The organism is Mucilaginibacter paludis DSM 18603 (assembly GCF_000166195.2).
Classification (GTDB): domain Bacteria; phylum Bacteroidota; class Bacteroidia; order Sphingobacteriales; family Sphingobacteriaceae; genus Mucilaginibacter; species Mucilaginibacter paludis.
This window is the reverse complement of sequence record NZ_CM001403.1, coordinates 7,348,518-7,362,476: the sequence shown is the minus strand read 5'-3', so window position 1 is coordinate 7,362,476 and position 13,959 is coordinate 7,348,518. Positions and strand designations below refer to the sequence as shown.

The following is a 13,959-nucleotide window of genomic DNA, read 5'->3' as shown; positions in this document are numbered from 1 at the left end:
GGGGCGCGCTAAAGCTTTAAGGAGTTGTGTAAGGCGTAAGCATTATACCACCATGTTACTCTGTAATATCAGCCACTTAAATCCTAATGTTAAAACTTAAACTAATTTAACTTCTAATTCATATTAGAACAAGTTATTTACCCCGAGTAAATATGCGTAGCATGAAAAAACTTTTCCCCTTGCTTTTTTTGATGTTGATTACTTTTAGTTCCGGTGCTCAAAGCTTAAATGTAGATCCTCATTATCAGTTTATCCAGTCGGCAAATTTTGTGCAATCAAAAAATTATTACCTGCTCACTTTATTTGAGCAGGATAAGGCAGTTAGCGCTATCCTTAAAAAAGATGAGGTACTGTTAAAACTTGCCCAGCAAAAGCTTCAGGATCTAAACTCTTCGCTTGCCGAGTGTAAGGATGCTTTGTGCCTGATACAAAAAGCAAAATTTTCGGATACCGAAATTGCAACAGTAAGCGCCAGGCTCAGGGCTTTGTATCAACCCGGCAGCGCGCTCGACCTTTTAACAAAAACCCAGCTAATCCCTTCCGGCACCTATATTTTAAACAAAGGAGCTGATGCAGCCGACCTGTTGGTTAAAGCCTGGGAGCAGGATGCGGCTGGTATTAATTATACCATTGGCGTATATGCCGAGGGCAAAAAACCCAATTATCCGTTGATAGACTCTATCAGTTTCAATACCAAACATAAAAGGTATTATACCCTGATGTACGATTGCGCCGCTACCTTAGCTGGGGATGTTAAAAATACTCAATTATTTTTTGAACCGGCCATGCAGGCGGCACTTTTATACCTGCAAATTAACGAAAGAACGGACGCGGCAAACTATGAGCCTATGGCCTTAACGGTTAATAAGGCCGCTGCCGACAGGGTTAAACTGATTAACTGGAGCAAGTACCCCTACTCCAACATCCTGGTTCCCGGAGCCGGCGGCGAAGACTATACATCGCCCTTAAGCGCCGAGGGGATGCTGCGCTGCCGCCTTGCTGCACAAAAATATCAAAGCGGTGCGGCACCGTTCATTATGGTATCTGGCGGAAAGGTACATCCCTACAAGGTTAAATTCTGCGAGGCCGAAGAAATGAAGCGCTACCTGATGAATACCTTGCATATTCCCGAAAGTGCAATCATTATGGACCCGCACGCCAGGCATACCACTACCAACCTGCGCAACTGCGTAAGGTTAATATACCGTTATGGTATACCTTATAATAAACCGGGTTTAATCATTACCGATAAATCGCAAACAGATGCTATCATGGTTATGGCTGCCCGATGCGAAAAAGAATTAAAGTGTGTGCCTTATAAACTGGGTAAAAGAAATGCAGAAACGGAGGTTGAATACTATCCTGCCATAGAGGCATTGCAAATAAACCCATACGAGCCTTTAGATCCATAAAAAATATTGAGATGAAAACCGTAACCATCATCCTGCTTGCCTTCAGTTTATGTTTTTTAGCTTTTATAGCCGGACAGGGACCAATTAAAATGGAGCTTCAACGGCAAAGCACTGTTGATTCTTTAGGCGCATGCCAGGGTATCTCCTATCAAAAAGGCCGTGTATTTTTATACGGAGATCGTGAGGTGGGTATGATCCGCGAATTTAAACTGGTTAACGATAGCCTTGTTAATCAGCACCAGGAATATAAATTAACCTTAAACGATACCGATGTCATCAACCATCCTACAGGCATTGCTTACAACGGCACAGGGCCAACATTTATAGGCAATTCGATAAGGTTAAACACCCAGGGTACCAAATGGCGGGCCGTTATTTATTGCATTAACTGGCAGGGCTTATTGAAAACGGGCAGGCTGGATGGCAACCTGATTAATACCATTGAAGATGATGCCTGTATACAGGGTACGCGGCCAGAATATGTTAAGCTTGATGGTAAATGGTATGTGGCTACAGCCGATTATGGCGATCATGGCAATGAGGTACGCTTATACGACCCCGAAAAACTGAAACATGCAAAAAAAACCAGCGAGAAGGGCGTATTATTTAAAAAATTTACCTGCACGCCCTGGGTTCAAAATTTAAATTGGGTAGCCGATAAAAACATGCTGGTGCTTATTCAAAACCAAACGGAAGGCCGTAAATGGCGATTTACTTATGTTGATTTGCAAAAATCGATTAATACAGGGCAGCAGCAAGTAGTAAAGGTGGTTGATATTGACGAGCGTAGCGACGAGTTAGAAGGCTTCGCCTTTATCGGGGATAAACAAAAAGGCATTGCGGTTACATCATCGCACAGCAACAATGTAAACTATATGCACATTGGCTGGTAACTAAAGCAGCGGTTTATAAAAGCCTGTTTATATAACCCGATAAATGCTGGCTATTTATTTCAAATAACTGATCAGTGTAAGAATTATGATAAATCAAGCTTCATCGGAACAGCGGCAACTGACAGAATGCAGCAAGGGCAATGCCGATGCATTTAACCAAATTTATCAGCAGTATAAAAATTTTGTTTTTAATGTGGTTAACGCCCGGCTTACCGATACAGACGATGCCCTTGATATTACGCAGGATATTTTTGTAAACTTATGGGCCAGCCGCGAGCAACTGGCAAATATCAGGGATTTTAAAACCTACCTGTTTGTTTTTAGCCGAAACCAGGTGATATCGGCCTACCGGAAAAAAAATGTACGCCTTAAGGGCGAGAATTACATTATCGAGCGTTTGGAAGAGCAGGCCGAGCCCTCGGCGGAAGACCATCGTTTTGCACGCGAACTTACTTTGCATATTGATAAAGCGGTTAATCAGTTTCCGGAAACCATGCGCCACTGCTATCAATTGAGTAAAAATGAGGGCAAGCGCAATATCGAGATCGCCGAAATATTAAACATTTCCGAAAAAACGGTGCGCAATAACGTATCCGAAGCTTTAAAACGGCTTAGGTTAAACCTGCAAAACAGCTATTCTGAGCTTTTAACAGGAGCCATTGCTTTGTTAGGTTCTGATTGGGTTTCTGTAACCTGGCATACCATCCATAAAAAGTAACATATTGTTAACCTTATCTTAAAGGACAAACGGCCTTTGCGGGCGAGCTAATAGAAAAGTACTATTAGTGGATAACCGTATAAAAGAATTGTTTGACCGTTACCAATCCGGCAAAGCAACCGAAGTAGAAAAAAAAATCGTTGAAGACTGGTTTGCCAGATTTGGCGATGAGTTTGATGCTGAACTAAATCAACAACATCAAACCGGTTTATTTAACCGGATGGATGACAGTATAGCCAACCTGCTTGCCGATTATCATCGCAAAAGCTGGCTGGATAACCGCTGGCTACAAGCAGCTGCCATACTCATAGTAGCTTTAACCGCCACACTGTTTATCTACCTTCGCCAGGGAGCTAATCAATTACCCACTGTTACTTACAGTTTTTTAAAATCTCCCAACGGTGTAAAAAAAGCGTTTGTATTAACTGATGGTACAACCGTTTATTTAAACTCGGGTTCCTCCATCCGGCTACCATCTAATTTCGGGTTAACATCCCGCGAAATAGCACTTAACGGAGAAGCCTTTTTTGTTGTAAAACACGATGCTGCAAAACCATTCGTCATCCACTCGGGCAAATTATTGATAACCGACCTGGGTACTGCCTTTAACGTGAAAGCTTACGCTGATTACGGAAAAATACAGGTTGCCGTTGAAAGCGGAAAAGTAAAAATTGAGCAAAATAGCACACACGGTAAACCTGTATTATTTGCCAATGCCGTAACTCCCAATCAATTGTTTACTTATGACCTGGCAAACGGGATATATAACGTGGCCTCAGTACAGCCCAACGACCTTATCGGCTGGAGGCAAAACCGGCTGAGGTTTGAAAACGCTTCGTTTAACGAGATAGCACATACCCTTGAACGATGGTATGACGTGACCATCAATTTAAACGGGAGCGACAAAAGTTGCCGGATGTACACGGTTAGCTTTAACAATGAGCCTATAGACCATGTATTGAACGTACTGGCCAACCTATCGGGCATTGACTACCAGATACATAATAAAGCCATCACCATTAACCTTAAAAAATGCAAAACTATGAAGTAGAACTTAATTAAACATAAACAGGGAATGATCCACCATTCCCTGTAAAGCCAGGTGCTAAAGTAGCGCCTGTAATTTATCAGATCATACAATCATTAAAATTCATCAAAAATGCAAAATTTTTATCGAATCAGGGTTTCAAATTATTTAAAAAAATATTTAATACCAGCTTTTATCCGTCCGCTGCTTATTATGGTATTGATGCTGCAAATTATTATGCCCGCATCCGCAGCCGATGGGCAAACTATTCATAATGTTCACATATCGTTTGTAGCCGATAATATGCTTTTAAAAGATGTATTCCGCATCATTGAGCAAAAAACAGATTTTATTATAGCTTATGACAACACTATTGATATCAATAAAAAAGTATCGATACATGTAACTAATGAAAGTGTAAGCCAGATTTTACAAAAAATATTAAAAGATTATAAAGGTGTAATTAGCCAGGTAGATGATCATCATGTAATTATAAAGGTAGAAAAGGCTCCGGCCAGCCAAAAACATACCATTAAGGTTGAGCAAACTCAAATTAAAATTACCGGTATAGTTACTGACGATCAAAATGAGCCTTTACCCGGTGTAAGCGTTCACCCAAAAAACAGCGGACAGGGTACAACAACTGATGTTAACGGCAAATACAGCCTGATGGTAAACTCCGGTTCGGTACTTGTTTTTTCGTTTGTAGGTTACCAAACGCAAGAAATAGTAGTAAAAGGTGATGCCATCAACGTTAAGTTAACGCCACAGAAAAATATGTTAACTGAGGTAGTGGCTATCGGTTACCAATCAGTACGTAAAAGCGATGTTACAGGTGCCATATCGAGCGTTAAAGCCAGCGAGCTAAATCTTTCGGCACCTACACTGGGGCAGGCCCTGGTGGGTAAAGTGGCCGGTGTGCAAATATCTCAAACCGACGGTGCCCCTTACCAAAGCCCTAAAATAAGAGTAAGGGGTATTGGCTCGTTCAACGCCAGCTCAGATCCTTTGTATGTTATTGATGGCTACCCAGCCGGTAACGATTTATTTGTTAACCCTGACGATATCGAATCAATCGACATCTTGAAGGATGCTGCATCGGCCGCCATTTACGGTTCCCGGGCGTCTGGTGGTGTAGTTTTAATAACCACCAAACATGGCAAAGACGGAAAAGGAAAATTTGAATATGATGTGCAAACCGGTGTAAGCCAGCTTGCCCATAAAGTAAAGCTACTCAATTCTGATCAGTTTGCCCAATTGGTTATTGATGGCCGTAATAACACCTATCACGACTTATGGGTAAACTCCGGTAAAGTATGGAACGACGCCATGTACTCTGATAATAATGCTACTCGTGTTACCAACGTAGGTAATGCAAGCAGCGTACAGATACCAACCACTTTGTATGATTTTACCAGTCAGCAGTTAATTCCGCAAACGGTAAATACCGATTGGCAGGATGAACTGTATCACAATGCTTTTTACCAGAAACATAACCTGTCGTTTTCGGGTGGTGCAAACGGAGTGCATTATTATGTAAGCGGCGCCTACCAGAACCAGGATGGAATTATCCGGACTACAGGCCAGGAGCGTTACAATTTCAGAACGAATATAGACGGTGATGTAAACAAAAGATTGCATGTTGCCGCCAATGTATCGTACACCCAAAATACAAACCATGAGGTGCAGGAAGGCCGTTTTGATCACGGGCCTATTTTAGGCGCATTAATTTATATGCCTTTTTTCCCGGCCTATAATGCCGATGGCAGCCTGGCTACCAATGCCGCAGCGGCACAGTCGTCGGCTTATGGTTATCAATCTATCGAAAACCCGGTTGCTTTGGCCGAACGTACCAAGATAACCCGTAAGGGCCAGCGCTCTACCTATAACGCATCCGCAACCTACCAAATTTTACCAGGGCTGAGCTTTAAAGCCAACCTGGGCGACCAAACTTATAACGAAAAATACGATTACTACCTTCCCACTAACCTGAGCAGTGGTGTTAATCCTCCCGGTTCAACCCAGGCCGTTGCTGCCGCTAACGCGGTTGCACAAACCATTTCTCAGGAAGACCGCCTGGGAGAGTTTACGCTAAACTATAACAAACAGTTTGGCAAAAACCATATCGACTTGTTAGCGGGTTATACCGCCCAAAAAACCACAAGCGATGTGGTAAGCGTTACAGCACGTGGTTTCCAAAACGATAACGTGCCCGAAATTACGGCCAAAGGAGCCGGAGATGCGAATTACTTTACCTTAAACTCGGCCACCGGAAAATCAGTGAGTACTTTGCTATCCTATTTAGGCCGTGCAAATTACAGCTACGATGGCAAATACTTTTTAACCGGATCGTTCCGTGCAGATGGTTCATCCCGATTTGGTCCGGAAAATAAATACGGTTACTTCCCTTCTGTTGCCGCCGGGTGGACAGTATCCCAGGAGCCTTTCTATCACGATTGGCTTGGCCAGCAATCAACCGTTAAATTGCGTGCCAGCTGGGGGTTGAGTGGTAACTATAATATCGGTAATTATAATTTCCAGCAGGCAGTGGCCAATCCAACAGGTGTTGTGTTTGGCAACAATACCATCGTAACCGCTACTTATGCAGGTGGCTTAACCGATCCTAAATTGAGCTGGGAGTCAACATCACAATATAACTTTGGTATGGATCTGGGTTTACTTAAAGGGCGTTTATTTGTTATCGCCAATTACTACGTGAGTTACTCGTACAACTTGCTGTATAATCAGCCAATATCGGCAATAGGCGGTAGCACTACCAGCGGCGCCACCACCATTTTAACCAACCTCCACGACTCGCAGATCAGGAATAATGGCCTTGACCTGCAATTAGACGGAAAGATCATCAAATCGAAAGATTTTGCATTTAATGCCAGCGGGAACATCTCTTTTAACCGTAATAAGGTAACCAAATTAAGCGGCAACAATACCATTATTATTAATGGCGCTGAGCGTTCTTATTTAACCAACATCACGGTACAGGGCCAACCGGTAGGTATGTTTTACGGCTTCAAGGTAGCCGGAAGGGTAACAGCCGATAATATTGGCAAAGTAGCGCCGTCGGCGTCGTCCACCAACCCGCTTAAAATTGGCGATCTGTATTTTGTTGATACCGATGGCAACGGCGTAGTAAACGACGCCGATAAAACCGTAATAGGTACCCCCTACCCTAAGTTCACTTACGGGTTTAACTTAAATGCAAGTTATAAAATGTTCGATATCAGCTCGTCCTTCAACGGCTCTTATGGTAACCAGGTGCTCGACGGGCAAGATTATTACCTGTACAACGGCGAAGGCTCCGGCAATCAATATGCCGATGTGGCCGATCGCTACCGCAACGCTGCTAATCCGGGCAATGGAACCTCGCTGTATCGCGCTTCGCGCGGGGGCACACAAAGCAACAGCACCCGTTTATCTACAGTTTACCTGCAAAGCGGTTCGTTTTTACGCTGTACCGATATTACCCTTGGCTATACCCTGCCTAAGTTGTTAGACAGTAAATTGGGCATCAGCAACGTACGCGTATTTGCCAGCGTAGTTAATGCCTTTACCATTACCAAATATAAAGGTTATAACCCCGAGGTGGATTACAACTACTCGAGCGGCGCATCAAACTCTACACAGCCCGCAAACCTTGCTCCCGGTATTGACTATGGTGTTTACCCTTTGGTGCGCTCTTATAACATGGGTATCAGGGTTATATTTTGATAATTTTTAATCACATAAAAGATGAAAAATAAACGGATTACAATGGCATGCCTCGCAGTGTTTATCGTACTGAGCACATCATGTCAAAAAAGCTTTTTGGAACAAACCAACCCTAACGCCATTAACCTGGATGTTAACTTTAAAGCCCCAAACGATGTTTTACTGGCGGTTAACGGCATCTATCAATCTTTACGTTCAAGCAATTGCATTGGCGAAGATAGCGGCTTATGGACGGATGAAAGATCTGACGATACGGGCCGTAACGATAGCCAGTCGAACGCCGGAGAACCATTTCAATTCAATAACTTTTCGCTGCTGCCCAGCAATACTTATCTAAAAAGCCATTGGGTAGCCTTGTACCAAACCATTACACGGGCCAATATCGTTTTGTCAAATATTGATAAGGTCACCTTTACCGATGCTAACCTAAAACTTCAGTATACTGCCGAGGCTAAATTTTTACGCGCTTTGATGTATTTCCATCTGGTACGCAAATGGGGTGATGTGCCTTTGGTAACCAAACAATTAGCTTATGTTGATTTGCCCGATTTCACTTTCCGCGAAAAGCAGGCTACCGTTTATGCGCAAATTGTGGCCGATTTAAGCGACGTCATCAACAATAGCCCCTTGCCTAACCTGCAAACAGGCGCTAACATTGGCCATGCCTCAAAAGCGGCAGCCAATACACTGCTGGGCCAGGTATACCTCACCATGGCTACCACGCAAGACCAGACGAACCGCCAGACGAATCTCACTAACGCCAAAACTTACCTGATGAATGCTTACAACATGCGTACTTTCACAACACTAAGCACCATCCCTTATACCGATGTGTTTGATGTGGCTAAAAAGTCGACCTGCGCTGAGCTTATTTTTCAGATTGTATACAAACAGGGCGATGTAACTTACAGTTCGGATATTGCTGCCAACAACCAGGCTACCGGCGAAAATATCAACTCGCAAAAAGTAGTTACCGGCGTAGGGGGCAACGTTACCCACGATTTAATTAACGAGTACGAAACCAACGATCCGCGCATGGCCTTCTCGGTTAAATATGCTAACGCATCTTCCGTTAAAGACTGGTTCATTACCAAATTCAGGGATACCAGCCCCGCTGCCGGCACGTTGGGTTATGGCGGTAACGACTGGAACCTGATGCGTTATGCCGATGTGATTTTAATGCTTGCCGAAGTAAACCTGTATTTAGGCGACGAAGCTACGGCGACACAATATTTAGATATGGTGCGTACGCGCGCAGGTATGCCAACCTACGCTACATCTATGACTAATACTTCCTACAGCAGCAAATTCCCTACACTTAAACTGGCTATACTGCATGAGCGCCGGGTAGAACTGGCCTTTGAGCATCACCGCTGGTTTGATTTGCTGAGGTTTTTTACAACCGACGAGTTGGTTACCTATTTTAAAAGCAAAAGCCAGGCAGATTTTGGCGCGGCCCAGCTTTCTAATTTTTCAACAAAGGATCGCTATTATCCCATCCCGTTTGATGAGTATAAACTCGATCCGATAAAAATGTACCAAAACCCCGGCTATAATTAATTTAAACACGCAAAGGAGGAATAAATTTCCTCCTTTGTTTTAATGCCTCACCATGAAGCCAATCCTCTTTATCTTAACGCTGTTTTTATACCAAATATCGCAGGCGCAGCAAGGCCCCGCCGCATTGGTCAATGTTTTTGTAGGTTCTTCCGGCGATCATGGCCAAATGTCGCCAGCGGCATCTTATCCGTTCAGCATGTTAAGCATCGGGCCGCAAACCTATCCAAAGCTGCATATGGGTTATGAGCATAAGGCAAAAACCTTTTTGGGTTTTACCCATAACCGTTTTGAGGGGGTGGGCTGCCAGGGTAGCGGAGGTAATATTTTAATTAAACCGTTTTTAGGTGATAATCCCCAAAATTGCATTTTATCCAAATCGGCGGAACAGGCCCAACCGGGTTATTACCAGGTTAAGTTCAGCAATCAAATTGACGTTAAGCTGGGTGTCTACAAAAATTCGGGTATTGAGGTTTATCACTTCCCGCAAGGAAAAAAAGGATTGGCTATTGATTTGAGCCATACCCTGGCTAACCGCTTTGTAGCCGAAGAACATCATCAAAACGCATCCGGGATAAGTGGCTGGATAGAATCGCGAACAACCTGCAACGTTGGCACTTATCGCGTTTACTACGCTATTCGATTTGACAGGCCCGTAAACCTGGCAGCAGTTAACGCGCATACGCTGGTAGTTGGCCTTGATGACCAAGCCTCGCAACTGCAGTTAAATGTAGCTTTCTCGTCTGTTGACGAAGTGCATGCCGGGGCAGCCATAGCCACAGATAATTTTGAGCAGCTCAAGGCCAAAAGTTTTGAGGATTGGAACCAGGTTTTAAACCAGGTTGAAGTACAGGGCGACGAGGCCAGAAGAGCGCTTTTTTATTCGCTACTTTATCGCACCGCACAATCTCCATACATAGTATCCGAGTCCGACGGCAGCTACCGGGCAACAAACGGCAGCCTGCAGCATACCAGCCACGATGTGTATAACGGCTGGGCAATATGGGATAATTACCGTACACAATTGCCTTTGCTTTCCATATTGTATCCCGAAAGGTATCAATCCATCACCAGTTCTATCGCCGGTTTATATCAATACGGTAAAAAGGATTATGCCACTCAACACGAACCATCCAACACCGTGCGCACTGAGCATGCCATTGTAGTTTTATTGGATGCGTACAGAAAAGGCTACCCGGTAAACTGGGCTTCCATTACCGATTCCCTGGTCGCCGAAAACAACCGGCTGGATTATTCTCATCCCGATAAAGCCTTAGAATCAAGCTATGATACCTGGGCATTGTCGCAAATAATGGGGCTTACCGGCAAACCTGAATTGAGCGCTCAATACAAACAGAAAGCCTTAACCTATAAAGAATATTGGAAAGCCGATTTTAAAGACCTCACCAAACCTGATGTTGACCGCATGCCCGCGCGCGGCCTGTACCAGGGCACCATTTGGCAGTACCGCTGGTTTGTACCCTTTGATGTTAAAGGATTGATAGAACTTACCGGTGGCCGGGATGCTTACCTTAGTCAGCTTGACCAGTTTTTTGATAACGATTATTATAACCATGCTAACGAACCCGATATACAGGTACCTTTAATGTACAATGCCACAACCGAGCCCTGGAAATCGCAGGCACTGATGCATAAATACGCGGTTGATACCGTAGTGCAATATTACTTTAACGATAACAGCCGGGGGATAGACCCTTTTATAGACGTTATTTACCAAAACAAGCCCGATACCTACGTACGCACCATGGATGATGATGCAGGTGCTATGTCGGCCTGGTTTGTGTTTACGGCTTTTGGCTTTTCGCCCGCTTGTGTGGGCTGGCCGGTTTATTATTTAAATGTGCCGCTGTTTAGCCATATTAAAATTGCTTTACCCAACGGAAAAAGTTTCACGGTAAAGGTGGAGAATTATAACAAAGATTATCGCTACATCAGGCAGGCCACACTCAACGGCAAACCCTTCAATCAAAACTGGATTACCCATCAGCAAATTATGCAGGGCGGTACTTTAGTTATCACGGCAGCGGATAAACCCAATAAAGAATGGGGAATTGCGAACACGTGGTTATCAGATATTAACTTGAAATAGCATGAAGAAATTTTTAACAGGGTACTTATTACTCGTTGTGTTAAACACGTTCGGCCAACTAAAACCCGACGCAGGCAAACCCAACAACCAGCATTTTTTGTGGGCTGTAAACCAATTAAATAACAAACAGTCCAAATCTGTTTTGGTAACCGCGCACCGCTGCGACTGGCGTAACGCTCCTGAAAACTCCATCAGGGCCTTAAATAATTGTGTGGATATGGGCGTAGATATGGCTGAGTTTGATATTGCCAAAACCAAAGACGGCCAGTTAGTGATTATGCACGATAAGACCATTGACCGCACCACAACCGGAACCGGAAAACCCGGCGATTATACCTTTAGCGAAATAGCCCAGTTTTATTTAAAAAACGGCACTGGCCACCCCACCGTGCACCACATACCCACTTTAGATGAAATGCTCAATACCGCCAAGGGAAAGATATTGGTTGATATAGATAAGGGCTATGAATATTATGATGACATAGTACCCCTACTGGTAAAAAAGGATATGTTAAACCAGGCTGTATTAAACATTTATGGTTTACCGCTGGATATGGTAAAAGCTGCGCATCCGCAAATACCGGATAACCTGATATTGCAATTGATTATAGACCCTAAAAATCCGGACGCGCAAAAGATAATTGACTCTTACAGCAGTCATCAAAAAACAATCATTCAAATTATTTTCAGTAACGATGCCGATCCCATCATCAGTAAAATACCGGCTATCAAAAACAAGTATGCTGTTTGGTTTAACTCCCTTTGGCCCGAGCAAAACGGCGGACATGACGATGATAAGGCTGTTGAAGAAAATAAACCTGATGAAACCTGGGGGTGGCTGGTTAACCATGGTGCCAACATTATTCAAAGCGACAGGCCCAAATCCTTATTGGCTTATTTAAAAATGAAGAAAAAGCACATCTGAGCAAGCAGAAATCGTTATTTCAATTTTCACCTCAACACAACATGAAAAAAATATTAATGATCATCCTGTTGATTTTAAGCGGCAGGGCTACCATTGCCCAGATCAACAAAGGATACAGCAAGAATTACAAATTTGTACACTCCAACAACCTGGTGGCCGACAAAAATTTTTACGTTCTCACGGTTATCGACCACACGCCCGAAATTAAAAGCATCCTGAACGCCAACGGGCAATTGAATGCCCTGCTTAACAACCGGATTGAAATTTTAAAACAACACGTAACCGATACCTGTAGCCTACCCTCCAGCCTACTCGGCGACTTTAGATGGACAAAGAGCGATTCGGCTAACATGGCGCTTGTTTTAAAGGAGCTGTATGTTAAAAACACCGGCGCTTTTGATGTGATGATCGATAACCATCTACGGCCATCGGGTTATTATCAACGCTTTATCAATTTAAATAACCAGGATTTATTGGTGCGGGCCTTTGGGCAGTACGTTATTGGTATTAATTACATCATCGATCAGTTTGGCTTTGGTAAAAAAATGCGCTACCCACGCATAGATTCGCCAAGCTATGTAGTCACCAGCCGCTATTACCGCACCGTGATGAAGGATATTTTTGCAGCGCTTGATGAACACACAGACGGTATGAAGCAGTTTTACCAGCCATCGTTAGCGGTAGCCATGCGCCTGATGGATGCCAATGATCGTGATGAACCGGCTCGGTTTGAACCCATGGAAACCGGTGCAAACAAAAAAGCTTTCGACAGGGTAAAGCTCATCAAATGGAGTAATTATAAATATGCCACCATTGTAATACCGGGCAACGGGCCGGAGATAACCACTACACCGATAAGCCCTGACAATAAAATACACTGCGATGTTGCCGCCGAACGTTATTTAAAAGGTTGGGCTCCATTTATAATAGTAAGCGGCGGCTATTGCTACCCCTTTCAGGGCCCGTACTGCGAGGCCGTGCAAATGAAAAAATATTTGATGCAAAAATTCGAAATCCCCGAAGACGCCATCATCATCGACCCACACGCCCGGCACACCACTACCAATTTTAGAAACGCAAACCGCCTGATTATTCGCTACGGTATTCATGTTGATAAACCTTCGGTTTTTATAACCAGCAAAAGCCAAACTGATTATGTTAAAAACGAACTGTTTGATAAAAGAAACAGGAACGAGTTAGGTTATTTGCCCTACAGGGATAAAACAGGAATCTCCAATCACGACATTGTTTTTTACCCCACTTATGATAGCCTCCACATGGATCCATTTGATCCTTTAGATCCATAGGAGTTATTAATCCATAGCTGAGGCTTTGACTTAGGCTATGGATTATTTTGGAATTTTATTTGCCGTGTTAAACTGCCTGAAGTACATCAACCTTACTTAACGTAATATAGCGCCTAATCCCCATTGCAATCCTACTGCTTCTGTAGCGATTCACCGATTTTCATCAGAAAATCTTTGATCGAATTGATTGGCTTTCCCTCTTGTACCGGCGAATTCAACACCAGCATTTGATCAAAGCAAATAGTTATTAAATAGCACTGCTCATGCACAGTTTTGTAAGATGG

The 13,959-nt window shown here is 43.6% G+C and carries 9 protein-coding genes; all 9 read left to right on the top strand.

The window, feature by feature from the left end:
• The first annotated feature begins 161 nt into the window (after positions 1 to 161).
• The 9 genes from MUCPA_RS31295 (at position 162) to MUCPA_RS31255 (ending at position 13,675) form a co-directional block, all read left to right on the top strand.
• Positions 162 to 1,412 carry a YdcF family protein gene (locus tag MUCPA_RS31295; protein WP_008512051.1) on the top strand — a complete coding sequence of 417 codons (1,251 nt, stop codon included), beginning with the start codon at positions 162 to 164 and terminating at the stop codon, positions 1,410 to 1,412.
• Between the two features lie 11 nt (positions 1,413 to 1,423).
• Positions 1,424 to 2,305: a hypothetical protein gene (locus MUCPA_RS31290; protein ID WP_008512049.1), complete on the top strand. Its 882-nt coding sequence runs from the start codon at positions 1,424 to 1,426 to the stop codon at positions 2,303 to 2,305.
• Positions 2,306 to 2,390: 85 nt separating this feature from the next.
• Positions 2,391 to 3,023: an RNA polymerase sigma factor gene (locus MUCPA_RS31285; protein ID WP_008512047.1), complete on the top strand. Its 633-nt coding sequence runs from the start codon at positions 2,391 to 2,393 to the stop codon at positions 3,021 to 3,023.
• Between the two features lie 67 nt (positions 3,024 to 3,090).
• Positions 3,091 to 4,074, top strand: a complete 984-nt coding sequence (locus MUCPA_RS31280) for a FecR family protein (RefSeq protein WP_008512045.1) — start codon at positions 3,091 to 3,093, stop codon at positions 4,072 to 4,074.
• Between the two features lie 108 nt (positions 4,075 to 4,182).
• Positions 4,183 to 7,776 (top strand): SusC/RagA family TonB-linked outer membrane protein, encoded by a 3,594-nt coding sequence (locus MUCPA_RS31275; RefSeq protein WP_008512044.1) that lies wholly within the window; start codon positions 4,183 to 4,185, stop codon positions 7,774 to 7,776.
• 21 nt (positions 7,777 to 7,797) lie between these two features.
• Positions 7,798 to 9,336, top strand: a complete 1,539-nt coding sequence (locus tag MUCPA_RS31270) for a RagB/SusD family nutrient uptake outer membrane protein (protein WP_008512042.1) — start codon at positions 7,798 to 7,800, stop codon at positions 9,334 to 9,336.
• Between the two features lie 52 nt (positions 9,337 to 9,388).
• Positions 9,389 to 11,443: a glycoside hydrolase domain-containing protein gene (locus MUCPA_RS31265; protein WP_008512041.1), complete on the top strand. Its 2,055-nt coding sequence runs from the start codon at positions 9,389 to 9,391 to the stop codon at positions 11,441 to 11,443.
• 1 nt (position 11,444) lies between these two features.
• Positions 11,445 to 12,368: a glycerophosphodiester phosphodiesterase family protein gene (locus tag MUCPA_RS31260; protein WP_008512039.1), complete on the top strand. Its 924-nt coding sequence runs from the start codon at positions 11,445 to 11,447 to the stop codon at positions 12,366 to 12,368.
• Between the two features lie 41 nt (positions 12,369 to 12,409).
• The gene (locus MUCPA_RS31255) at positions 12,410 to 13,675 is read left to right on the top strand and encodes a YdcF family protein (RefSeq protein WP_157544021.1); all 1,266 of its coding nucleotides are present in this window, start codon (positions 12,410 to 12,412) and stop codon (positions 13,673 to 13,675) included.
• Positions 13,676 to 13,959: the final 284 nt, after the last annotated feature.

Bases quoted from the DNA above. Each gene is read 5' to 3' on its own strand.
- MUCPA_RS31265 (WP_008512041.1), top strand. From the start codon at position 9,389: ATGAAGCCAATCCTCTTTATCTTAACGCTGTTTTTATACCAAATATCG.
- MUCPA_RS31285 (WP_008512047.1), top strand. From the start codon at position 2,391: ATGATAAATCAAGCTTCATCGGAACAGCGGCAACTGACAGAATGCAGC.
- MUCPA_RS31290 (WP_008512049.1), top strand. From the start codon at position 1,424: ATGAAAACCGTAACCATCATCCTGCTTGCCTTCAGTTTATGTTTTTTA.
- MUCPA_RS31275 (WP_008512044.1), top strand. From the start codon at position 4,183: ATGCAAAATTTTTATCGAATCAGGGTTTCAAATTATTTAAAAAAATAT.
- MUCPA_RS31295 (WP_008512051.1), top strand. From the start codon at position 162: ATGAAAAAACTTTTCCCCTTGCTTTTTTTGATGTTGATTACTTTTAGT.
- MUCPA_RS31270 (WP_008512042.1), top strand. From the start codon at position 7,798: ATGAAAAATAAACGGATTACAATGGCATGCCTCGCAGTGTTTATCGTA.
- MUCPA_RS31255 (WP_157544021.1), top strand. From the start codon at position 12,410: ATGAAAAAAATATTAATGATCATCCTGTTGATTTTAAGCGGCAGGGCT.
- MUCPA_RS31260 (WP_008512039.1), top strand. From the start codon at position 11,445: ATGAAGAAATTTTTAACAGGGTACTTATTACTCGTTGTGTTAAACACG.